At 65.7% G+C, this 20,717-nt stretch carries 18 protein-coding genes; 8 read left to right on the top strand and 10 right to left on the bottom strand.

The features are described 5' to 3' along the window. Positions 1-60 precede the first annotated feature (60 nt). From N4T19_RS09250 to N4T19_RS09230, 5 genes are all read right to left on the bottom strand, one after another. Positions 61-1,662, bottom strand: a complete 1,602-nt coding sequence (locus N4T19_RS09250; protein WP_116925861.1) for a bifunctional aspartate transaminase/aspartate 4-decarboxylase — start codon at positions 1,660-1,662, stop codon at positions 61-63. A gap of 157 nt (positions 1,663-1,819) precedes the next feature. Continuing rightward, positions 1,820-3,505: an aspartate-alanine antiporter gene (gene aspT / locus N4T19_RS09245; RefSeq protein WP_260719991.1), complete on the bottom strand. Its 1,686-nt coding sequence runs from the start codon at positions 3,503-3,505 to the stop codon at positions 1,820-1,822. A gap of 636 nt (positions 3,506-4,141) precedes the next feature. Continuing rightward, entirely contained in the window at positions 4,142-5,266 is a 1,125-nt protein-coding gene (locus N4T19_RS09240; RefSeq protein WP_116925863.1) for an NADH:flavin oxidoreductase/NADH oxidase, read from the bottom strand. 140 nt (positions 5,267-5,406) lie between these two features. Continuing rightward, positions 5,407-5,634: a hypothetical protein gene (locus tag N4T19_RS09235; protein WP_260719990.1), complete on the bottom strand. Its 228-nt coding sequence runs from the start codon at positions 5,632-5,634 to the stop codon at positions 5,407-5,409. Between the two features lie 208 nt (positions 5,635-5,842). Beyond that, a complete protein-coding gene (locus tag N4T19_RS09230) occupies positions 5,843-6,739 on the bottom strand; it encodes a LysR family transcriptional regulator (RefSeq protein WP_116925865.1) in 897 nt (298 codons plus the stop codon). 510 nt (positions 6,740-7,249) lie between these two features. On the opposite strand from N4T19_RS09230, the gene N4T19_RS09225 reads away from it, so the two are divergent. The 6 genes from N4T19_RS09225 (at position 7,250) to N4T19_RS09200 (ending at position 14,304) form a co-directional block, all read left to right on the top strand. Beyond that, complete coding sequence (locus N4T19_RS09225; protein ID WP_260719988.1) at positions 7,250-7,543, top strand: DUF3649 domain-containing protein; 294 nt, start codon at positions 7,250-7,252, stop codon at positions 7,541-7,543. A gap of 1 nt (position 7,544) precedes the next feature. Further along, entirely contained in the window at positions 7,545-9,245 is a 1,701-nt protein-coding gene (locus tag N4T19_RS09220) for a PepSY-associated TM helix domain-containing protein (protein WP_260719987.1), read from the top strand. Beyond that, positions 9,242-9,586: a DUF3325 domain-containing protein gene (locus N4T19_RS09215; RefSeq protein ID WP_260719985.1), complete on the top strand. Its 345-nt coding sequence runs from the start codon at positions 9,242-9,244 to the stop codon at positions 9,584-9,586. Before N4T19_RS09220 ends, N4T19_RS09215 begins: the two co-directional genes overlap by 4 nt. 94 nt (positions 9,587-9,680) lie before the next feature. Continuing rightward, the gene (locus N4T19_RS09210) at positions 9,681-10,859 is read left to right on the top strand and encodes an efflux RND transporter periplasmic adaptor subunit (RefSeq protein ID WP_260719984.1); all 1,179 of its coding nucleotides are present in this window, start codon (positions 9,681-9,683) and stop codon (positions 10,857-10,859) included. Then, positions 10,856-12,898: an ABC transporter permease gene (locus N4T19_RS09205; protein WP_409935169.1), complete on the top strand. Its 2,043-nt coding sequence runs from the start codon at positions 10,856-10,858 to the stop codon at positions 12,896-12,898. Before N4T19_RS09210 ends, N4T19_RS09205 begins: the two co-directional genes overlap by 4 nt. 2 nt (positions 12,899-12,900) lie before the next feature. Next, a complete protein-coding gene (locus tag N4T19_RS09200; RefSeq protein WP_260719981.1) occupies positions 12,901-14,304 on the top strand; it encodes an efflux transporter outer membrane subunit in 1,404 nt (467 codons plus the stop codon). 4 nt (positions 14,305-14,308) lie between these two features. On the opposite strand, the gene N4T19_RS09195 is transcribed toward N4T19_RS09200, so the two are convergent. Together N4T19_RS09195 and N4T19_RS09190 are read right to left on the bottom strand one after the other, a co-directional pair. Then, positions 14,309-15,115 carry a carboxymuconolactone decarboxylase family protein gene (locus N4T19_RS09195; protein ID WP_260719980.1) on the bottom strand — a complete coding sequence of 269 codons (807 nt, stop codon included), beginning with the start codon at positions 15,113-15,115 and terminating at the stop codon, positions 14,309-14,311. After that, positions 15,093-15,560, bottom strand: a complete 468-nt coding sequence (locus N4T19_RS09190; protein WP_116925872.1) for a (R)-mandelonitrile lyase — start codon at positions 15,558-15,560, stop codon at positions 15,093-15,095. Before N4T19_RS09190 ends, N4T19_RS09195 begins: the two co-directional genes overlap by 23 nt. Before the next feature lie 352 nt (positions 15,561-15,912). Here N4T19_RS09190 and N4T19_RS09185 point away from each other — a divergent pair, with 352 nt between their 5' ends. After that, on the top strand, positions 15,913-16,536 hold the full coding sequence (locus tag N4T19_RS09185; protein ID WP_116925873.1) for an HAD family hydrolase: 624 nt from the start codon (positions 15,913-15,915) through the stop codon (positions 16,534-16,536). Positions 16,537-16,667: 131 nt separating this feature from the next. On the opposite strand, the gene N4T19_RS09180 is transcribed toward N4T19_RS09185, so the two are convergent. The 3 genes from N4T19_RS09180 to leuC are packed head-to-tail and all read right to left on the bottom strand — an operon-like array spanning position 16,668 to position 19,637. Further along, positions 16,668-17,546, bottom strand: a complete 879-nt coding sequence (locus N4T19_RS09180; protein WP_116925874.1) for an alpha/beta fold hydrolase — start codon at positions 17,544-17,546, stop codon at positions 16,668-16,670. Beyond that, the gene (gene leuD / locus N4T19_RS09175) at positions 17,546-18,229 is read right to left on the bottom strand and encodes a 3-isopropylmalate dehydratase small subunit (protein WP_182342910.1); all 684 of its coding nucleotides are present in this window, start codon (positions 18,227-18,229) and stop codon (positions 17,546-17,548) included. Before leuD ends, N4T19_RS09180 begins: the two co-directional genes overlap by 1 nt. Next, positions 18,222-19,637: a 3-isopropylmalate dehydratase large subunit gene (gene leuC / locus N4T19_RS09170; RefSeq protein ID WP_182342908.1), complete on the bottom strand. Its 1,416-nt coding sequence runs from the start codon at positions 19,635-19,637 to the stop codon at positions 18,222-18,224. The genes leuD and leuC overlap by 8 nt, the downstream gene beginning before the upstream one ends. Positions 19,638-19,734: 97 nt before the next feature. Here leuC and N4T19_RS09165 point away from each other — a divergent pair, with 97 nt between their 5' ends. Beyond that, complete coding sequence (locus tag N4T19_RS09165) at positions 19,735-20,655, top strand: LysR family transcriptional regulator (protein ID WP_260719977.1); 921 nt, start codon at positions 19,735-19,737, stop codon at positions 20,653-20,655. The last annotated feature ends 62 nt before the right edge of the window (positions 20,656-20,717 follow it).

Below are 20,717 nucleotides of genomic sequence, written 5' to 3'. Positions count from 1 at the left end.
TGGGGCGAGCAGCGCAGGGGGGGGCGGGCCTGCGCTGCCGCGTTGATGCGCCAGAGCGGCTCAGGGCTTGGCGGCTGACTGCGCCTGGAACAGCGCATACAGCTCGTCCACCATCTGGCGCAAGGCGCGGCCAATGGCGGCGTATTCGTACTCGTTGAGGTTGGCCAGCGACGCCCGGCCCGATGGCCTGTCCGAGCCAAAGCCCCGGCCCGGCAGCAGCACAATGCCGGTCTCGTCGGCAATGCGGAATAGCATGTCGCCGGTCGAGGACTGCTGCACGGCCCAGTCGGAAAACGCCTGGCCATAGAGCCGGCAGGTGACGCTCTGCAGGTCGATCAGGGTGTAGTAGTTGACGGAGTTGGGGTTGTGCAGCGGCGGCATGCCCAGCTCGCGGTACAAGGTGGCCTCGCGGCGGCGGATCAGCTGCTTGAGCGCCTGCTTGTAGGCATCGGCTTCATCGATCAGCGCAAACAGCGAGAACAGCACCATCTGCACCTGCTGCGGGGTGGATAGGCCGGCCGTATGGTTCAGCGCCACCACGCGGCTGTCGGCCACCAGGCGGTCGATGAACTTGAGCGAGCGCACATCGGGCAGTAGCGAGCGGTAGCGGTGGTCCAGCTCGACCTTGGCGCTCTCGGGCAGCTGGGCCAGCGCCTTGTCGAAGACGTTTTCCTTGTGCGCGGCAATCACGCCCAGGCGCCAGCCGGTGGCGCCAAAATACTTGGAGAAGGAGTAGACCAGCAAGGTGTTGTGCGGGCATACCGAGAACAGCGACTGGAAGTCATCGGCAAAGGTGCCGTAGACATCGTCGGTCAGTACCATCAGATCGGGCCGGTGGTCGGCAATGATGGCCTTGATGCGCTCCAGGCTGCGCTGGTCCATCTTGACCGACGGCGGGTTGCTGGGGTTGACGCAGAAGAAGATCTTGACGGCCGGGTCGCGCAGCTTGTCCAGCTCGGCGTCAGAGTACTGCCAGCCATTGTCCGGGTCGGCATGGATGGGCACCTCTTCCAGTGCGTACTGGGCCAGCTCGGGGATCTCGATATAGGGCGTGAACACCGGCATGCCGATGGCAACCTTGTCACCGGCCTTGAGCAGGCCGCTGATGCGCAGGCTCTCGAAGATATAGGCCATGGCAGCGGTGCCGCCTTCGACGGCAAACAGGTCGACCGACTCCACCGGCACGGCGCCGCCGGCCATCTCGCGCACGATGTACTGGCGCACAATCTTCTCGCTCACGGTCAGCATGCGCGGGGGCACCGGGTAGTTGCAGCCCAGGATGCCGTCCACCATCTCATGCAGAAAGGCAGCCGGGTCCAGGCCCAATTGGTCGCGCACATAGCTGAGCGCCTTGGCCAGAAAGCGCACGCCTTCCTGGTCGCGGTGCTCGGCGGTGTAACGCTCAAAGCGGCTCTCAATGCCTTCAATCTTGGCCAGGCCGCCAACCCCTACCGTCATGTACGAGTACGACAGCTCCGACTCGGCCGCCGCAAACAGCCCCAGGCGAAAGAACGCGCGGCGCGGCGTGGTCGCCAGAAAGTTCGGGTTGCCGCGACCGGCATTGAGCATTAGCCGATTGGCCTTGCCCGATGCCACCTTGATCAATTCATCCTTGAGCTCGAACGGGCTCAAATGGGCCAGACGCTGGTAGTCCTGAGACATGGTGCAACTCCTTGCAGTCGTTGATAAACGGGATAAACGGGATAAACGGGATAAACGGGATAAACGGGATAAACGGGATAAACGGGATAAACGGAAAGAGGGGAGGCGGTGCAGCGCCGCCTGGAAATCCCTGAAAAAGAGAGCGCAGCAGCGCCCCTCATGCAAACGCGATGACCAGCGGGCCCAGCAATGTCAGAAACACATTGGCCAGCGCATAGGTGATCGCAAACGGCACCGTGGGGATGGCGTTGCCCGCCTTGTCCAGCACCTCGCCAAAGGCGGGGTTGGCGCTGCGCGCGCCCGACAGCGCCCCAGCAAAGATGGCCACGTTCTCATAGCGCAGCACATACTTGCCAAACAGCATCGCAATCAGCAGCGGCACAATGGTCACCACCATGCCCATCAGAAAGAGGCTCAGGCCTTGCTCCATCACCGTGCTCACCGCCTGCTGGCCCGACTGCAGGCCGACCATGGCCACAAAGCCGGCCAGGCCCAGGTCGCGCAGCAGGGCAGAGGCGGCAGTGGGCATATTGCCCAGGGTGTGCTTGCGGCTGCGCCACCAGCCAAACAGCAGACCCGCCAGCAAGGCGCCACCGCCGCTGCCCAGGGTGATGGGGATGGAGCCGATGCGCAGCACCAGCAGCCCAATCAGCAGCCCGACAGTGATGCCCAGGCCGTGGAAGACAAAGTCCGTCTTGTCGCTGGGAATGAGGATGGGGCCCACCGACTGCGCGGCGTTCTGCACATCCTGGGGCGTACCAAACAGGGTCACCACATCGCCGGGCACGATCAGCGTGGCGGGCGTGATCGGCAGCGGTGAGCCCGAGCGCGTCAGCGCCACCGCATAGACGCCATGCTTGAACTCGGGCGTGAGGCTGTCCAGAATGTCCTTGACGCTGCGGTTGAGGTACTGGCTGTTGGTGATGGAGACATCGCGGCGCACCATGACCACGTCCATGTCTTCGGCGCTTTGCAGCTCGTCGCCGATGCTGGCACCCAGCGCCACCACCGCCGCGCGCCGGCCCACCAGCAGCACAATGTCGCCCGCCTCCAGCACCAGCTGCGGGTCCACGCCGACCAGCGCATTCTTGCGGCGGATACGCTCGATGGTGACTGAGCCTTGCGGGGTGCTGGCCTCCAGCTCAGTCACCGTGCGGCCTGACTGCTTGACCTTGAAAATGCGGCCCACCAGATCGGGTGCCGCAGGCGATTCGCCCGCGCCATAGACATGCACGCCCTTGAGCATTTCCTGCTCGGCCTGGATGGCGTCGTCATGGATCTTGCGGCCGGTGAGCCACTGCAGCACATTCACGCACAGCAAGATGGCGCCGAACGAGCCAAAGATATAGGTCACCGCATAGCCAATCGCCACATTGGCCTGCATGCGCTGCACCTCATCGGCGGCCAGGCCCAGCTTCTCGATGGCCGAGCCTGCCGTGCCGATGATGGCCGACTGCGTCATGCCGCCGGCAGCCAGCCCTGCGGCCAGCCCCTTGTCCAGGTGGAAGACCCGCGCCAGCACCACGACGGTGACGAGGCCCGAGATGGCGACCACGGCCGCCATCAGGATCTCCTTGATCGACTGCCGCCCCAGCGAGCGAAAGAACTGGGGCCCACTCTCAAAACCCACGGCATAGATGAACAGCGCAAACAGCACCGCCTTGATGCCCGAGTCGATCTGTACCCCCACCTGGCTGATCAACACAGCCGCCAGCAGCGAGCCCGCCACGCCCCCCAGCTGGAACGAGCCAAACCGCAGCTTGCCGACGCCATAGCCAAGTGCCAGCGATGCAAACAGCGCGATCTCGGGCGCCTGGTGCAAGATACCTCTGAGCCAATCCATAAGAGCCTTTCAGGTCAAAAGAAGGGCTGCTCTACCGGCTATATCCAAAGTCGCCCGGTGTACAGCTTGTTAGGAATTGTTTGCAATGGGGTGCTGCCACGTTAACCGAGTCCACGAAAATCTGTATGTAGGAGAGGGCTGACAAAGTCGTTGAATGCGCTGCGCTTGTCATAGATCAGAAATTGAACTTTTTCAAGGATTTAGCATGGCATACTGCATGCGCTGATCCGGTTTTCGGTGCTTGCTCTGTGCTGGCGCATCAGTGAGTGAACACCCGCATTGGGGCGATCCAGACCCCGTTTAAGCGTCGCAAGCGGGCTGGTCATTGCTGATTTTTACGCGCGTGGAAGCCGGCCGTGCTGATGTGTTCTTGCCACAGTACAGCCCATGTTTATAGATCTGATCGATGAGTGCAAGCAAGATTGGCTTGAATGACGAAAGCCGAATTTTGGTGTGCATGTTGCTGCGCTGGGGCTGCACCGCGCCGGTTCTCCATGCCCCGGATCAGCCAGCCGCTGCACGGTGCCTCCCTCGCCTGTGCCTGCTGGCGAGCTGAAGGGCGCGCTACCGGTTCTAAAAAGCGGTAGCGCGGACCGGCCAGGAGAGGCTTGGCCGGTCTTGGAGGGTGAGGGCCGCTTAGGCCGCCACCGCCGCCTGCTTGCCCGCACCACGGTAGCGCTCCAGCCAGTGGGCGTAAGGCGCAGGCAGCACCCAGTCCGGGCGGGCTGCCTTGAGCTGCTGGGCCAGCGTGTAGGGGTAGTGCGGGTTGGCCAGCATCGAGCGGCCCATCATCACCAGCGCCATCTGGCCTTCGGCTACGACGCGCTCGGCCAGCTCGGGGTCGTCAATGCCCCAGCTCGATGCGACAGGCAGGCCCGCTTCGCGGCTGACGCGCTGGGCAATCGGGGCCAGGAAGGCGGGCTCGCTCCAGGGGATTTGCACGCCGGGGATGACAAAGTTCACGCTGACATTGAGCAGATCCAGGCCGCCTTCGCGCATGCGGCGCACCAGCTCGATCGATTCGGCCAGGGTTTCTTCATCGCGGCCATCGTATTCAATGACACCAAAGCGGGCGGTCAGCGGCAGGTTTTCGGGCCAGACTTCGCGCACGGCGGCCAGCGTTTCCAGCGCAAAGCGGGCGCGGTTGTCAAAGCTGCCGCCATAGGCGTCCTGGCGCTGGTTGGCGTGGGCCGAGAAAAAGCTCTGGGCCAGGTAGCCATGGGCAAAATGCAGCTCCAGCCACTTGAAGCCGGCGGCCAGCGCGCGGCGGGCGGCGGCTACAAAGTCGGCTTTGACGCGTTCGATATCGGCCAGGGTCATCTCCCGGGGCACGCGGCCCAGGTCTCCACCAAAGGCGATGGCCGACGGCGCAATGGTTTGCCAGGCGCGCGGGTCGCTCTCGGGAATATGGTCGTCGCCTTCCCAAGGGCTGTTGGCGCTGGCCTTGCGGCCGGCATGCGCGATCTGGATGCCGGGCACGGCGCCTGCCGCCTCAATGCCGGCGGCAATGCGCGCCAGGCCGGGCACATGGGCGTCATCCCACAGGCCCAGGCACGCAGGGCTGATGCGGCCATCGGCCGACACGCCAGTGGCTTCAACAATCACCAGGCCCGCCCCGCCCCGGGCGATCGAGGGGTAGTGCACCTGGTGCCATTCGTTGCTGAAGCCATCGGTGGCGCTGTACTGGCACATCGGTGGCACGGCAATGCGGTTGCGCAGGGTGACGTCTTTGAGGGTAAAGGGGGTAAACAGGGCTGACATGGCAATGCTTGGGGTGGAAAAATAAGGGATGGAACGGCCGCCGAAGCTGCCGCCCGCAGATCGCTTTCACATCTGCAAGGCGGGGGGGCGCCAGCCCAAACAGGGGCTGCTCCGGCCGTCCATCGCCTGCAATTGAGGTGCTACAGCCATAAATCAAATGCTGGTTTTTTATGGCGGCCATATGCCTGGCTGATATCAGACGTGCCCCTTGCTGCGGCTTTCAAAATGCGCAGCGCCACGCCTGGCATTGAAATTTTCCCCGGCGTCACCAACACCGCCATGGGCCAGCTCACACCCAGCACAAGCCCCTTGAAGACAAAGGACTGGAACGACACGCTGGAGAAAGAAATTTGGCGCAGCGACGCCAAGAAATCCGGCGACTACCGCAACGGCGGTAAAGCCTGGTATGCCGTAGGCTGGGGTAGCTGCCAAGGCGCTCCAGCGCAGCAGCCTGCATGCTGGGACCACTACATCCAGTCGCCGCCCTGGGCAGCGCCATAAGCGCCGCAACCCTGGTGCTAGGCGCTCATGCGGCGATCCAGAGGAGCTGCTGCATGCGGCCCCCAACCGGGGCCGCTATACCTGGGTCGCGGAAAACAGCAGCTCGCGCAGCCAGCGCTGCGCCGGGTTGTGGTGGCTGCGCTCATGCCAGACGGCCAGCTTGCTAAAACCTGGCACCTCCACGGGCGGCTTGCAGACCGACAGCCCCTCCATGCCAGCGACCAGGCGGCTGGGCAGCACGGCGACCAGGTCGCTGGAGCGCAGGATATCGGGCAGCACCACAAAGCATTTGAGCGACAAGGTCACATCGCGGCGCTGGCCCAGCTTCTCCAGCGCTTCGTCCACCACGCCGTGGAAGCCGCCGCCCTCGTACGACACCAGCGCATGGTCCAGCGCGCAGAACTGCTTGACGCTGAGCTTGCGGCCCGCAGCGGGGTGGCCTTCGCGCATCACGCAGACATAGTGCTCCTGGAACAGCTGGCGCGCATGCATGTCCTGGGGGGTGTTGTCACCAGTCAAAAACGCCAGGTCGATATCGCCGCGCTCGAGCTGGCCCTGCACCAGGCGCGGCTCCAGCGGGATCAGCGAGACGCGAATGCTGGGCGCCTGGCGCTTCAAGGCCGCCAAAAAGGGCACGGCAATGGCGCGCAGCGCATAGTCGGTGGCGGCGATGCGGAAGGTGAGCCGGGCGGTGCTGGGGTCAAATACTGGCGGCTGCAGCAGCGCATCGATCTCGCACAGCATCTGCTTGATTGGCAGGGCCAGATCCAGCGCGCGCTGCGTGGGCACCATACCGCGCTGGACGCGCGCAAACAAGGGGTCGGCAAAGCTCTCGCGCAGGCGCTGCAGCATGCCGCTCATCGCCGGCTGGGTCAGCCCCAGCCTGCCGGCGGCGCGCGTCACGCTGCGCTCATCGAGCAGTGCGTCCAGCGCCTTGAGCAGGTTCAGGTCCATCTTCTTGATATCTCGCATGCTTATCGAAGTTTACATATGGCTAAATTTGGCTGATATTGTCGCGACCCAACCATGCCAGTGGGCGCTAAAGGATTTGCCAGATCGGAAGGTGTTTTCATAGGGAGATTACTTTTTTCTGCTGTGGATATTGAGAATGATTCTCTTTACATGGCTTATGATCCAGCCCCATGGAATTGTCTGCCTCCTTCACCCGCGCGTTATGGAGCGGTTTGCGCTGGCCCTGTGCCGACCTGCTGTGGGTGGCCTGGCCAGGACGGGCAGAGCATGCCCCAGTCTGTAGACATGTTGACGAGCTTGGTGACCAGCCCCTCATGAGCGACAGGGACTGATGGGCACCTACCTGGCCTGCCGGACGGTGTGGGCGAGCCGGGGAGTGCTGGACAGCCGCTTACAAACCATTTGGCCCTTTTTTGCATCTCGCGTGTCAAGTAAGAGGAGAAGCTTTGGCGCTTCGCTGGCGCACCAAGCGCAGCTGTTTCTTATCCCACCACCACGATGCCCTTATCCATGTACCCCCTTCCTAACGTACCCAGCGCCCACCCGGGCCTGTCCGTCCTGAGCCGCTTGCTGGCCGCCTTCTTTGGCGGCTATGCATTGGCGAGCGCCTTGGCCGTCTTTTTAGCGGCTGTGCTGCCCGCTGCCCGCGCCGAGGCCGTGCTGGCTGGCATGCAGTGGAGCTTTGCGCTGCATGCGCTGGCGGCAGTGTGGGCGTTCTCGCCGGTCTCGCCGGGCAAGGTCTGGCTGGGGATTGCACTGCCCGCGCTGCTGCTGGCAGCGGGCGCTTTGGTGTTGGGGCGCTGACATGGGCAAGACCGTGATTGACAGGCGGCCGGGCAGCGGCGCAGGGCGGGGCGGGTTTCGCCAGGCGCAGGCCTGGCTGCACACCTGGTGCGGGCTGTGGTTCTCCTGGCTGCTGTATGCGGTGTTTCTGACCGGCACCCTGGCGGTGTTCCAGGAAGCGATTGGCCACTGGATGACGCCCGAGCACCATGCCGAAGAAGCGGCGCATGAGGCCGAGCAGGCGGCTGCCGAGGCCGCCGGCCTGGCCTCCAGCCGGGGCCAGCGCCTGGCCTGGGGCGCGGCCTTTATGGAAAAGCACCACCAAGGCGCCGAGATGTGGGAGATCTGGCCGACTGATGCCAAGGGCGGCGGCGAGCTGAAGGTGTACTGGTTTGACCAGCAGCGCCAATACGCCGATGCCGAGCTGGACACCCGCACGGGCGAGCCTTTGGACGAGCACCACCATGGCGCGATGCGGGCCACGATGGGCGGCGAGCATTTTGTGCATTTCCACTACGAGCTGCATGCCGGCCAGGCCGGGCTGTGGGTGGTGGGTGTGGCCGGCATGGCGATGCTGGTGGCGCTCATCAGTGGCGTGGTCACGCACAAGCGGATTTTTCAGGACTTCTTCACCTTCCGCGGCCGCAAGGGCCAGCGCAGCTGGCTCGATGCGCACAATGCCGTGGCGGTATTGACCCTGCCGTTTCAGCTGATGATTGCCTACACCGGCATTGCAATATCGGCCCTGACCTTTATGCCCGCTGGCATCTGGAGCCAGTACGGTACCGCGCCCGGCGCCGTCCAGACCTTTGCGGCCGAGCTGGGCGAGCCGGGCAAGCCGCCGCGCTCGGGCGAAGCCATGGCGGTGCCCGATCTGGAGAGCTTTGCCGCACGTGGCCAGGCGCTGATCGGCCAGCCCGTGCGCGCCGTGGTGGTCAACCACCCCGGCGATGCGGCGGCGCGCGTGGGCATCTATGGCTGGAACAGCGATGCCAACGCCGACAAGCGCCTGAGCCCCAACACCGGCATGGCCATGTTCTCGGCCGCCAGCGGCGAGCTGCTGCAGCTGCGCATGCCCGGCCAGGCCGAGGGCGGCGGCGCGTCGCTCGCGCAATCGGTGATGGGCGGGCTGCACATGGTCAAGTTTGGTGGCTGGCCGATGAAGTGGCTGTACTTTGTCTGCGGCCTGGCGGGCACCGCGATGATGGCCACCGGCGCCATCCTGTTTGTCGTCAAGCGCCGCAGCAAGCACATGGGCGAGTTTGGCAGCGCAACGGCTGCTGTCTACCGCCTGATCGAGGGGCTGAATGTGGCGGCCGTTGCCGGCCTGGGCGTCGCCTGTATCGGCTACCTCTGGGCCAACCGCTTGCTGCCGCTGGAGCTGCCGCAGCGCGCGCAGTGGGAGCTGGGCGTGTTCTTTGGCCTGTGGTTGGCCGCGCTGCTGCATGGCCTGCTGCGCGCGCCGGCCAAGGCCTGGCTGGAACAGATGGCGCTGCTCGCTGCGCTGTGCCTGCTGCTGCCGGTGCTCAACGCCGTGACCGTGGGTGACCACTGGCCCGCCCAGCTGCTGCGCGGCGACTGGGAAAGCGCCGGCGTGGAACTGGGCGCCTGGGCCTTTGGCCTGGCCGCCGTCTGGGCCTGCCGGGTGCTGTGGCGGCGCCGGGCGCTGGTCGCGGGCAAGGCGGCGTCTTCCGCCGCCAACAACGTACAGGTGGGCGCATGAGCAGTTGGCAAGCATCGGCGTATGCACTGGCGCTGACCTTTGCCGGCATGACGGCCCTGGCCTTTGCGATGGAACGCCACCATGAGCAGCTGACGGGCGAGCGAGAAATACCACGGCGGCGCGGCCAGCTGCTGCGACTGCTGGGCAGCTTGCTGCTGGCGGCCGCCGCGCTGCCCAGTGTGGGCGGCTGGGGCGCCACCGTGGGGGTGGTGGCCTGGCTGGGTTGGCTATCGGCCGGGGCGCTGGTGGCCGTGCTTTGGATTGCGGCTGCGCCGCGCTGGGCAGCGCGTGCAGCGGTTGCGCTGGCGCCGCTGGCCTTGTGGGGTTGGTGGTGGGCCTGAGGGTCTGCTGAGAAATAGGTGGGGGAGCTATGGTGGGGGAAGCAATGGCGGTTATGCAGAAGAAGTGGCTGGGCGTGGCTGAGGGAGACATCTCATGAAGGCCTCGCGTGTGGGAGTGGCAGCGGTTGCTGTGGCGGCGGTGGTGGCAGGCGCGCTGCTGTGGTGGTCGGGCCGCCCGGCCATGGCCTACCAGAGCGAGCCGGTGGCGCGCCAGGATATCGAGGCCACGGTGACGGCGATTGGCACCTTGCAGCCGCGCAGCTATGTGGATGTCGGCGCCCAGGTCTCGGGCCAGATCCTGAAGCTGCGCGTGCAGCCCGGTGCCGAGGTGGCCAAGGGCGATCTGCTGGTGGAGATTGACCCCAGCGTGCAGCGGGCCACCGTGGATGCGGGCCGTGCATCGCTGGCGGGCCTGCGTGCCCAGCTGGCCGAGCAGCAGGCCCAGCACCGGCTGGCGGGCCAGCAGCTGCAGCGCCAGCAGCAGCTGAGCGCGCACGAGGCCACGCGCGAGGAAGACCTGCAGACTGCGCAAGCCAACCTGGCGATGGCCGTGGCACGCATGGACCATTTGAAGGCCCAGATCAGCCAGACCCAGGCATCGCTCAAGGCCGACGAGGCGCGCCTGGGCTACACCCGCATCTATGCGCCGATGGCGGGCACCGTGGTCTCGGTTGAGGCGCGCGAGGGCCAGACGCTGAACGCCACCTACCAAACGCCCAATATCCTGCGCATTGCCGATCTGTCGGCGATGACGGTCTGGACCGAGGTGTCCGAGGCCGATGTGCGCCGCGTCAAGGAAGGCATGCCGGTCTACTTCACCACCTTGGGCGGAGCCGGTCAGACCAGGCCCCGGCGCTGGAAGGGCCAGGTGCGCCAGGTGCTGCCCGCGCCTGCGGCCAACCAGGCCCAGCCCGCCGGCAATGCGCAAACGCCGGCGCCAGCGACCAAGGCCGTGGCCTATACCGTGCTGTTTGATGTGGACAACGATGACGCCGAGCTGATGCCGCAGATGACGGCGCAGGTGGTGTTTGTCAGCGCCAGTGCCAGCCAGGCGCTGGCGGTGGCGCTGACGGCGGTGGAAGAAGACAAGGCCCACGAAGGCGCCCATGTGGCCCGGGTGCTGGGTGCCGATGGCCAGCCCCAGACCCGCAGCGTGAAGCTGGGCATACGCAGCCGCCACCAGGTGGAGGTGCTCGACGGGCTGGCCGAAGGTGAGAAGGTCGTCGTCGGCGAGACCCCGCTCGAGCGTGGCCCCAGGTGGCTGCAATGGTGAGCGACGCGGCTGACCCCCAGCAGCCACTGATCGCACTGCGCGGCATTCGCAAACACTATGGCGACCCCGCCAGCGGCCAGCCGCTGGTGACGGTGCTGCATGGCATCGACCTGGACATTGACGCGGGCGAGTTTGTCGCCATCGTGGGCAGCTCGGGCTCGGGCAAGTCCACGTTGATGAACATCCTGGGCTGCCTGGACCGGCCCAGCGGCGGCAGCTACCACTTCCAGGGCCAGGATGTGGCGCAGTTCGACTCGGACGCGCTGGCCTGGCTGCGGCGCGAGGCCTTTGGCTTTGTCTTCCAGGGCTACCACCTGATTGCCAGCGAAAGCGCCAGTGAGAACGTGGAGATGCCGGCCATTTACTCTGGCCTGCCCAAGGGGGAGCGGGTGCAGCGCGCGCAGGCGCTGCTGCAGCGCCTGGGCCTGGGCGAGCGCCTGGGCAACCGGCCCAACCAGCTCTCGGGCGGGCAGCAGCAGCGCGTGTCGATTGCGCGGGCGCTGATGAATGGCGGCCATATCATCCTGGCCGACGAGCCCACCGGTGCGCTCGATTCGCACAGCGGTGCCGAGGTGATGGCGCTGCTGCGTGAGCTGGCCGCTGCCGGCCACACCATCATCCTGATCACGCACGACCGCGATGTGGCGGCGCAGGCGCAGCGCGTCATCGAGATCAGCGATGGGCGTATCGTGGGTGACAGTGCCAGCCAGGCCGAGGCAGCGCCTGCCGCTGCCGGCGCTGCCGCAAGCGCCGACACAAGCACCACGTCAAGCACAGTTGCCAGCGACAGCACCCGCATGCAGCTGGCGCCGGTGCCCCAGGGCGGCAGTGCCTCGGCCGCGCCGCTGGTCGCCGAGCTGCTGGAGGCCGCGCGTTCGGCCTGGCGCGGCATGCGCATGAACCGCGTGCGCACCAGCCTGACCCTGCTGGGCATTGTGATCGGCGTGGTCTCGGTGATCGTGATGCTGGCCATTGGCGAGGGCGCGCGGCGCAAGGTGGTCGAGCAGATGGGCACCATGGGCACGGCGATTCTCTACATGGGCAGCAAGCCGCCAGCGACCGGCGGGCCGGCCGGCCAGATCACCGAAGAAGACCTGGCCGCTGTGCGCGAGCTGCCCGAGATACGGCGCGTGATGCCGGTGATTGGCGACCCCATCACCGTGCGCTATGGCAATGCCGACAAGCAGGTCTATGTGTTTGCCTCCAGCCAAGAGATGCCGCTGGTGCACCACTGGAAGCCCAAGCTGGGCCGCTACTACACGGACACCGAGGACCGCGATCTGGCGCCGCTGGTAGTGCTGGGCCACAAGGCGCACCAGCATTTCTTCCCCGACACGCCCAATCCGCTGGGGCGGCAGCTGATCATCGGCACCTCGGCCTTTGAGGTGATTGGCGTGATGAGCGAGCGTGGTGCCGATTCGGGTGCGCAGAATTACGACGACATGGTTTTTATCCCCTACCAATCGGGCCGGGCACGCGTCTACCAGGCGCAGACCCAGCCGGACTATGTGGTGGTGGAGGCGATGTCGTCTGACGTGGTCAACGAGGCCGAGGCGGCCATGCACCGCGTGCTATTGGCGCGCCATGGCGGCCGCGAGGACTTTGGCATTGGCAATGCCGCCGCTCGCATCCAGGCCGAGGCGGCCACGCGCCAGAGCATGGCGGTGATGCTGGGGCTGATTGCTGCCGTGTCGCTGGTGGTGGGCGGCATTGGCGTGATGAATGTGATGCTGATGACGGTGCGCGAGCGCACGCGGGAGATCGGTATCCGCATGGCGGTGGGCGCACGCCAGAGCGATATCCTGCGCCAGTTCTTGACCGAGGCCAGCCTAGTGACCTTGTCCGGTGGCACCGTGGGCCTGGTGGTGGGCGCGCTGGTAGGCGCCGTGCTGGTGCTGGCCGGTGTGCCGGTGGTGTTTTCCATCCGGGCCATGGCCGGTGCCTTTGCCTGCGCGGTGGTCACCGGTCTGGTGTTTGGTTATATGCCGGCCAAGACGGCTGCGCGCCTGGACCCGGTACGGGCCCTGGCAGGAGAGTGAGTATGCAGATCTTCCCAATCGCCAGCGCGCTGGCAGCGGCCCTGGTGCTGGCCGGCTGTGTGTCGGCGCCCACGCAGGTGCAGCAGGCGCAGTTGCAAGCCTTGGATGTGCCGGCCCAGTGGCAGCGCAGTGATGCAGCCCAAGGCGATGCCGTCAGCCAGGGCTGGTGGCGCAGCTTTGGCAGCGCGGAGCTCGATGCGCTGGTGGACGATGCGCAGCAGCGCAGCCTGGATGTGGCCGCCGCCATGGCCAGGGTGCAGCAGGCGCAGGCCAGCGCCCGCTATGCAGGGGCTGAGCTGTTGCCTACGGTCAATGCCTCTGCCCTGGCTGGGCACCAGGGCCGGCTGGGGGGCCACGCCGAGACGACGGGCCGCAACCTGTCGGTCGGCCTGGCCGCCAGCTATGAGCTGGACCTCTGGGGCCGATTGCAGTCGCAGCGTGATGCGGCAGGCGCTGCGCTGCGCGCCAGCAGCTTTGACCATGACACGGTGCGCCTGTCGGTCACCGCCGCAGTGGCAGATGCCTGGCTGCTGAACGTGGGCCTGCGTGAGCGCGGTGAGATTGCCCAGCGCAATCTGCAAATCGCCGAGCGCCTGCTGGCGCTGGTTGAATCCAAGGCCAGTTTTGGCGCGGCCACATCGCTGGAGCTGGCGCAGCAGCGCGGCCTGGTGGCGGCGCAGCGCCGGGCGCTGGCGGCGCTGGACCAGCAGCAGGACGATGCCCAGCGCAGCCTGGCCTTGCTGCTAGGCCAGGCGCAAGGCCCTGCTGTCAGCCAAAGCAGTGTGCTGGCCTTGCAGGTGCCCCGCATCGACCAGGGCCAGCCTATCGCGCTGGTCACCCGCCGGCCCGACATTGCCCGTGCCGAGGCCCGTTTGCAGGCGGCCGATGCGGACCTGGAAGCCGCACGCGCCGCCATGCTGCCCCGCCTGACCTTGACGGCCGAGCTGGGTGCGCAAGGCCGGCAGCTGCAGCGTGTGCTGGACAACCCGCTGTACGCGCTGGCCGCAGGCCTGGCTGCCCCCATCTTTGATGCCGGCCGCCTGGCCGCCAACCGCGACCTGGTGATGGCCCAGCGCGAGGAGCTGCTGCTGGCCTACCGCCAGAGCATCGTCCAGGCCTTCAGCGATGTACAGACCGCGTTGAACGCCGTGGCCGGTGTGCAGCAGCAGGCGCTGGCGCAGGAGGAAGAACTGCGCCAGGCCCGCAGAGCGATGGCGCTGGCCGAGGCCCGCTACCGCGCGGGGGCCGAGACCCAGCTGGTGCTGCTCGACACGCAGCGCTCGCTGTACCAGGCGCAGGACCTGGCGGTGCAGCTGCAGCAGGAGCGCCTGCGCGCCAGCGTGGCCTTGTACAAGGCGCTGGGCGGTGGCTGGGGCCAGGTGCAGGGCGAGGCCAGCAAGGGCTAGCGCTTTAACGCGTCTGGCCAGTCAACGCCGCCAAGGTGTTGGCCAGTGCCGTGCGGGCGCGCTGGCCATGGGCGCCGCCCACGCGGCTGTCCAGCAGCTGCACCGCCTGCTGCAGCTGGGCGGCGCTCAGCCCGGCGTTCAGGCTGATGCGCATATGCGATTGCAGCTGTGATTCAGCTCCCGGCAGTGCCGACAGCATGCCGACGGTGGCGAGCTCGCGGCTGTGCCAGTCGAGGTTGTCGCGCTCAAAGATGGCGCCAAACAGGTGCGACTGCAGGTACTCACCCATCGCAGGCGCAAAGTCAAACAAGGGCCCTTGCACGGGCGCGCCCGCCAACTGGGTCTGGTTGGCGCGGCCGGCAGCGCGCAGCGCATCGCCTTGCGCAATGGCGCGGCTGGGTGGGCAGCCGGGTGCATCGACAATGCCGCTTTTTTCGCGCTGCTGCAGCAGCTGCATGAACGCGCTCAGCGCATTGAGGCTGCGCGGAAAGCCGGCATAGGCATAGAGCTGCACCAGCACTTCGCGGATATCGCTGATAGTCAGGCCGGCTTCCAACCCCGCCTGCAGGCTGGAGGTCAGCCGCTCCATGTCGCCTGCGGCCGCAAACGCTGCGATAGGCAAGATAGCCTGCTGCTGGGCGCTCAGCACCTGCGAGGGCGATGGGCTTTGGCCGTTGGCAGCGCAGGCCTGTGCGCTCGCGGCTGCCGGGCGGGTGGCCGTGCTCTGTGCTGATGAGTCACCGGCCATCACCACCAACCCGGTGGCGCACAGCAGCTGCTGCAGGTATTTAGCGGGGGTTGTATTGCGCATCGCTGACAAGCTCCTTCCAGTCGGCGTTCTTGCCGTTCTTGAGATAGGTCACCGCCATATGGCGCATGCCGGTGGTGGTGGCGGCCCCATGCCAGTGGCGCACATCGGCATCGATCCAGACGACATCACCGGCCTGGATGTTTTGCCGGGGCTGGCCGTCCTGCTGTATCCAGCCTTTTCCATCGGTCACCACCAGCAGCTGCCCGACAGGGTGGGTGTGCCAGGCCGTGCGGGCCCCCGGCGCAAAGTCGACCATGCCCACGCTGCCATGCTGCGCGCTGTCGCCCGCGGCCTTGATGTCAACGGCCACATGGCCGCTGAAGTTCTGCGCCGCGCCGATCATCGTGGCTGGTGTGCCGGCGGGGCTGATATGGATGCCCTGGGCTTGGGCGATGCTGCTGCTGATCAGCATGGAGGCGCCTGCTGCGATCAGGTGTTTGCTCATGCGGCCTCCTGTGGCGCACAGTGCAGGCGGATGTCAGGGATTCGGGTGGGCACGTGCGTGCCTGTGTTGCTGTCAGTGTGCATAGTCAACTCCAGGGAAGGGCCGCTGGCGCGGCTGGGTGGTCCATGGCTTGCATGCTAGAGGTGGAACGACTTTTGATTGAGCCCTTTGGGGCGCATGCCGCCATGAGCGGGGCTCATGAATGGGGCCTCTACGAGGGTGAGTTGTGATCAAGCCCAGTCATCTGTTGAGCTGCAAAGCGTTGAGCAGCAGCTAGCAAGCCCTACGCAAGCGGCAACAACATCCATCGTTTGGTGTAAGGTGCAGCGGTTCTACTACTTTGAGCGATTGCATGAACGGACCGCTGATAGATACCGTCATTTTTGACCTCGGCAATGTGCTGATCCAATGGGACCCGAGACACTTGTACCGAAAGATTTTTGGCCTGGACGTTGCAGGTATGGAAGCGTTCTTGGCAGAAGTGTGCAGTCCTGATTGGAACGAACGTCAGGACCAAGGCAGGCCATGGAGTGATGCCATTGCAGAAGCTATTGAAAGGCATCCGTCCCAGGAGGCGAACATTCGCGCCTACTACGATCGATGGGAGGAAATGATGCCTGGTGCGAACAACGATGTGGTGGACATTTTGAGGGAGCTCGGGCAGCGGCATCTGCGCTTGCTGGCACTGACCAACTGGTCTACCGAGACCTTTCCTATCGCGCAAGCGCGGTTTGACTTTCTCAACTGGTTCGAGGGCATCGTTGTCTCGGGTCACGAGCGACTTGTAAAGCCTCAAGGCGAGATTTTTGAGCTCACCATCCAACGATTCGGTTTGAGCCCCAGATCCACCCTCTTCATTGATGACAGCCTGCGTAATGTGGAAGCGGCCAGGCGTGTGGGGCTCAATGCCATCCACTTTGTGGGAATTGATGATCTGCGTGCTCGGCTCAGAGAGGCTGGGCTGGATCTTTCTTAAACGTCTGCCACGCGACGCTTGTTGGTGAGGCTATTGGTTGCACCGCTGCCTGAAACAACGTTCTCGCCAAACCCAAGAAAGCCCGCTGATACCCGCAGCGGGCCTCGCAACGACCACCGCCATCCTGCCCATCAGAAAGCAAAGAATTCCCGCATCTCCTCCAGCAACTGTGCCGGCTGCTCTTCAGCAATGTAGTGGCCGCAGTCGAGCGCTTTGCCAGTGACCTCGGTGGCCGCTTCGCGCCACAGGTCCAACACCGGAAAGCAGCGCCCCACGGCGCCTTCCGCGCCCCAGAGCACGCGCAGCGGGGCCGTCACTTGGTGGCAGTTGGCACGGTCTGCCCGATCGTGCTCCAGATCGATGCCGGCGGATGCGCGGTAGTCCTCGCAGATGGCGGTGGCGGTGCCTGGGATGGTAATGCAGCGCAGGTACTCTTGCAGCGCCTCGGGCGCGAAGGCAGCCAGGCCGGCGTGGCGGCGCCCCATGACATCGCGGATATAGGCGGCGGGGTCGGCGTCAATCAGCCGCTCTGGCAGCGGTGCTGGCTGGATGAGGAAGAACCAGTGCCAGTAGGCCTTGGCGAAGGCTTCTGTGGTTTGCTCGTACATGGCCAGGGTCGGTGCAATATCGAGCAGCATGGCGCGCGTCACCCGGCCCGGGTGGTCCAGCAGCAGCCGGTGGGCCACGCGGGCGCCCCGGTCATGGGCGGCAAGGCGAAACTGCGCAAAGCCCAGGCGGGTCATCATATCGGCCATGTCCTGGGCCATCGTGCGCTTGCTGTACGCCGCATTGTGCGGGCTGGCCCCGGGGCGGGCTGAGTCGCCATAGCCGCGCAGGTCGGCGCAGACGACGGTGAATGTTTCGGCCAGCGCCGGCGCCACGCGGTGCCACATCACATGGCTCTGCGGATGGCCATGCAGCAGCAACAGGGCTGGGCCGGTGCCTGCTACGCGGCAACGAATCACGGTGCCGTTGACGGGCACATCGCGGGTGTCAAAACGCTCGAACATCAGGCTTTTCCTCCAAGGCTGGCCGGTGGCTGTGCGCGTGGCGTAGCGCCCAGTTGCTGGCGGGTGCGTAGGGCCACATCTTGGAGCCAAGGATAGGCCGCCCAGTGGCGTTGCGCAAAATGCGTGATCTCCGCCTGGTACATCAGCGACATGCCGATGAGGTCTCTGCGTTCGAGCTGCATGCGGTGGTGGCGCTCCGACAGGCTAAAACGCGCGTCCACGCTCGGGCTCTTGACCCGGAGGGTCTGCAGGTCGATATGGACCTGTGAGGTCTCCAGGCTGCCTGCATCGGCCATGAGCTGGGCGATGTCTGCCTCAGGCAGCATGACCAGCAGCAGCTGGTTGTTCATCGCATTGGAGTAGAAGATTTCTCCGAAGCTGGGCGCGATGATGGCCTGGATGCCGTACTGCTGCAGCCCCCAGACGGCGTGCTCTCGGCTGGAGCCGCAGCCAAAATTGGCGCCAGCCACCAGCACCTCGACATCGGCGCGCTCGTGCTGGTTCAGCACAAAGCCTGGGCGCCGGTGGCCTGCGGCATCAAAGCGCAGGTCGTACAGCAGGCCCTTGTCCAGCCCGGCCTTGTCGATGCCGTGCAGAAACTGCTTGGGCATGATCTGGTCGGTGTCCAGGTTCTCGATGGCCAAGGCGGCCATCTTGCCGCTCAGGATATGTTGCTCACGCATGGCGGGTCTCCAGGCGGCGAACGTCAGTAATGGTGCCGGTGATGGCAGCGGCGGCTGCCATCGCAGGGCTCATCAGGTGGGTGATGGCACCGCGTCCCTGGCGCCCCTCGAAATTGCGGTTGGTGGTGGAGGCACAGCGCACACCGTCTGCCAGGATGTCCCCGTTCATCGCCAGGCACATGGAGCAGCCCGGCTCCCGCCATTCAAAGCCAGCCTCCAGCAACAGGCTGGCAATGCCTTCTGCTTCTGCCAGCCGCTTGACCGCGCCGGAGCCCGGCACCACCATGGCGCGGACCCCTTGGGCGACCTGGCGCCCACGCACCACCTCGGCCACGGCCCGCAGGTCTTCAATGCGGGCATTGGTGCAGGAGCCGATAAAGACATGCTGGATGGCGATGCCCTCCAGCGGTGTGCCTGCGGCGAGCCCGGTGTAGCGCAGCGCCTGCTCGGTACTGCGGCGCATTGGCCCAGGGGGCTGCATCGCCGGGTCGGGCACCGCGCCACCAATGGGCGCGACCTGGTCCGGGCTGGTGCCCCAGGTCACATGCGGGGGTACATCGCTGGCGTCAAAACGGTGCTCCACATCGAACGCCGCGCCTTCATCGCTGCGCAAGCTGGCCCAGTGCTGCAGGGCGGCCTGCCGGAGGGGGCCGTTCAGGTCTGCGGAGCGCGCAAGCACATAGTCTGCGGCCTTCTGGTCGGGCGCAATCAAGGCGCCACGGGCGCCTGCCTCGACGGCCATGTTGCACACGGTAAAGCGGGCTTCGATCGACATGGCGTCAAATGCCGTGCCGCAGAACTCGATGACATGGCCTCGGGCACCCTGGGCGCCGATATGGCCGATGACCATCAGGATCAGGTCCTTGGCGCTGGTGCCCAGCGGCAGCACGCCATCGACCTGGATGCGCATGTCCTTGGCGAGCCGGTACACCAAGGTCTGCGTGGCCAGCACATGCTCGACCTCCGAGGTGCCGATGCCAAAGCCCAGCGCGCCCAGCGCACCGTAGGTGGTCGTGTGCGAATCGCCGCAAATGACCACCATCCCCGGCCGGACCATGCCGTGCTCAGGCGCCACCACATGCTCGATGCCTTGCAGCGCATCCTGGGTGTCGAACAAGGGGATGCCGTGCTGCTCACAGTTCTTGCGCAGTTTGCTGGCCTGCAGCGCGGGTGCGGCATCGCGGATGACCCGGATGGCGCCCGGCTCGGTCGGAATCACGTGGCTGACGACGGCCATGTTCTGGCCGGGCATCAGCACATTGCGCCCTTGCGCGTCCAGGCCAGCAAAGGCCTGGGGGCTGGTGTACTCGTTCATCAAGTGCAGGTCGCAGAACAGCAAGACGTTGTGCGCGTCGAGCTGGGCGACGGTATGGGTGTCGACCAGCTTGCGGTAAAGAGTGCGGTGCATGGGGGTGATCTATTTCGTTAGTTAACTCTAGTCTCACAGGTGAAGTGGAAATATACAATGCGCGGCAGAGAAAGACTTTCGGTCGTTGGAGTTACGAATGGATGGATTTTCTGACATCGCCTTTTTTGCGCTGCTCAGCAAAGAAGGCAGCATGCGCAGCGCGGCCCAGCAGCTGGGGGTCACAGGTCCCGCCGTCAGCAAGCGCCTTGCAGCGCTCGAAGGCCGGTTGGGAGCCAGGCTGATGCAAAGAACCACCCGCCGCATGAGCCTGACGCCTGAGGGTGAGCGCTATCTCGTCGAAGGTGCGCGTCTGCTCTCCGAGTTGGGGACGCTGGAGCGCGCCATTGGTGGGGCAGCCGCTGTGCCGCAGGGCCTGTTGCGGGTCAACGCCACCTTCGGCTTTGGCCGGCGGCATATTGCGCCGGCGCTAGGGGCCTTTGCACGCCGCTTTCCGCAGGTCGAGGTGCAGCTGCAGCTGAGCGACCGGCCTGCCGACCTCCTGGAGGACCGTTTCGACCTGGTCATCCGCATGGGCGATATGCCGGATTCCCGCTGGACGGCCAGGGTGCTGGCACGCAACCGCCGTGTGCTCTGTGCCTCACCGCGCTACCTGCAAGCAATGGGCGCGCCATTGTCACCGCAGGAGCTGACGCGCCATGCCTGCCTCTTTATCCGCGAGGGCGACGAGGCGTTTGGCACCTGGCATCTGCGCAATGGCGCGCAGACAGAAACCGTGAAGGTGAGGGGGCCGCTGAGCGCCAACGATGGAGAGTCGGCCACGGCCTGGGCGATGGCCGGGCACGGCATCTTGATGCGCTCGGCGTGGGAGGTTGGCCCGCTCGTGCGCGCGGGCCAGCTCCAGCAGGTGTTGCCGCAGTGGCGGCTGCCACCGGCCGATATCTATCTGCAGTTCCAGGGTGGCGCCCATCTGCCGGCCAAGACAAAAGCGCTGGTGGACCATCTGGTCGAGGTGTTTGCGCCCCAGCGCCCGCCGGGGAGGGCGGATGCCAGCTGGTGATGGGCGATGCAAGGCGGGCTGTGGACTCGCGGGGAACTTGCCTGGGATGGAGCAAGCCCTGC

This window comes from Comamonas squillarum, from assembly GCF_025309455.1.
Taxonomy (GTDB): domain Bacteria; phylum Pseudomonadota; class Gammaproteobacteria; order Burkholderiales; family Burkholderiaceae_C; genus Comamonas; species Comamonas squillarum.
This window is presented reverse-complemented; position numbering and strand designations above follow the sequence as displayed.

What these genes read in the sequence shown, in the direction of transcription:
- N4T19_RS09225 (WP_260719988.1), top strand. Translation starts at nt 7,250, where the DNA reads ATGTACCCCCTTCCTAACGTACCCAGCGCCCACCCGGGCCTGTCCGTC.
- N4T19_RS09195 (WP_260719980.1), bottom strand. Translation starts at nt 15,115, where the DNA reads ATGCGCAATACAACCCCCGCTAAATACCTGCAGCAGCTGCTGTGCGCC.
- N4T19_RS09190 (WP_116925872.1), bottom strand. Translation starts at nt 15,560, where the DNA reads ATGAGCAAACACCTGATCGCAGCAGGCGCCTCCATGCTGATCAGCAGC.
- N4T19_RS09185 (WP_116925873.1), top strand. Translation starts at nt 15,913, where the DNA reads ATGAACGGACCGCTGATAGATACCGTCATTTTTGACCTCGGCAATGTG.
- leuC (WP_182342908.1), bottom strand. Translation starts at nt 19,637, where the DNA reads ATGCACCGCACTCTTTACCGCAAGCTGGTCGACACCCATACCGTCGCC.
- leuD (WP_182342910.1), bottom strand. Translation starts at nt 18,229, where the DNA reads ATGCGTGAGCAACATATCCTGAGCGGCAAGATGGCCGCCTTGGCCATC.
- N4T19_RS09200 (WP_260719981.1), top strand. Translation starts at nt 12,901, where the DNA reads ATGCAGATCTTCCCAATCGCCAGCGCGCTGGCAGCGGCCCTGGTGCTG.
- N4T19_RS09230 (WP_116925865.1), bottom strand. Translation starts at nt 6,739, where the DNA reads ATGCGAGATATCAAGAAGATGGACCTGAACCTGCTCAAGGCGCTGGAC.
- N4T19_RS09220 (WP_260719987.1), top strand. Translation starts at nt 7,545, where the DNA reads ATGGGCAAGACCGTGATTGACAGGCGGCCGGGCAGCGGCGCAGGGCGG.
- N4T19_RS09240 (WP_116925863.1), bottom strand. Translation starts at nt 5,266, where the DNA reads ATGTCAGCCCTGTTTACCCCCTTTACCCTCAAAGACGTCACCCTGCGC.
- N4T19_RS09210 (WP_260719984.1), top strand. Translation starts at nt 9,681, where the DNA reads ATGAAGGCCTCGCGTGTGGGAGTGGCAGCGGTTGCTGTGGCGGCGGTG.
- N4T19_RS09165 (WP_260719977.1), top strand. Translation starts at nt 19,735, where the DNA reads ATGGATGGATTTTCTGACATCGCCTTTTTTGCGCTGCTCAGCAAAGAA.
- aspT (WP_260719991.1), bottom strand. Translation starts at nt 3,505, where the DNA reads ATGGATTGGCTCAGAGGTATCTTGCACCAGGCGCCCGAGATCGCGCTG.
- N4T19_RS09250 (WP_116925861.1), bottom strand. Translation starts at nt 1,662, where the DNA reads ATGTCTCAGGACTACCAGCGTCTGGCCCATTTGAGCCCGTTCGAGCTC.
- N4T19_RS09180 (WP_116925874.1), bottom strand. Translation starts at nt 17,546, where the DNA reads ATGTTCGAGCGTTTTGACACCCGCGATGTGCCCGTCAACGGCACCGTG.
- N4T19_RS09215 (WP_260719985.1), top strand. Translation starts at nt 9,242, where the DNA reads ATGAGCAGTTGGCAAGCATCGGCGTATGCACTGGCGCTGACCTTTGCC.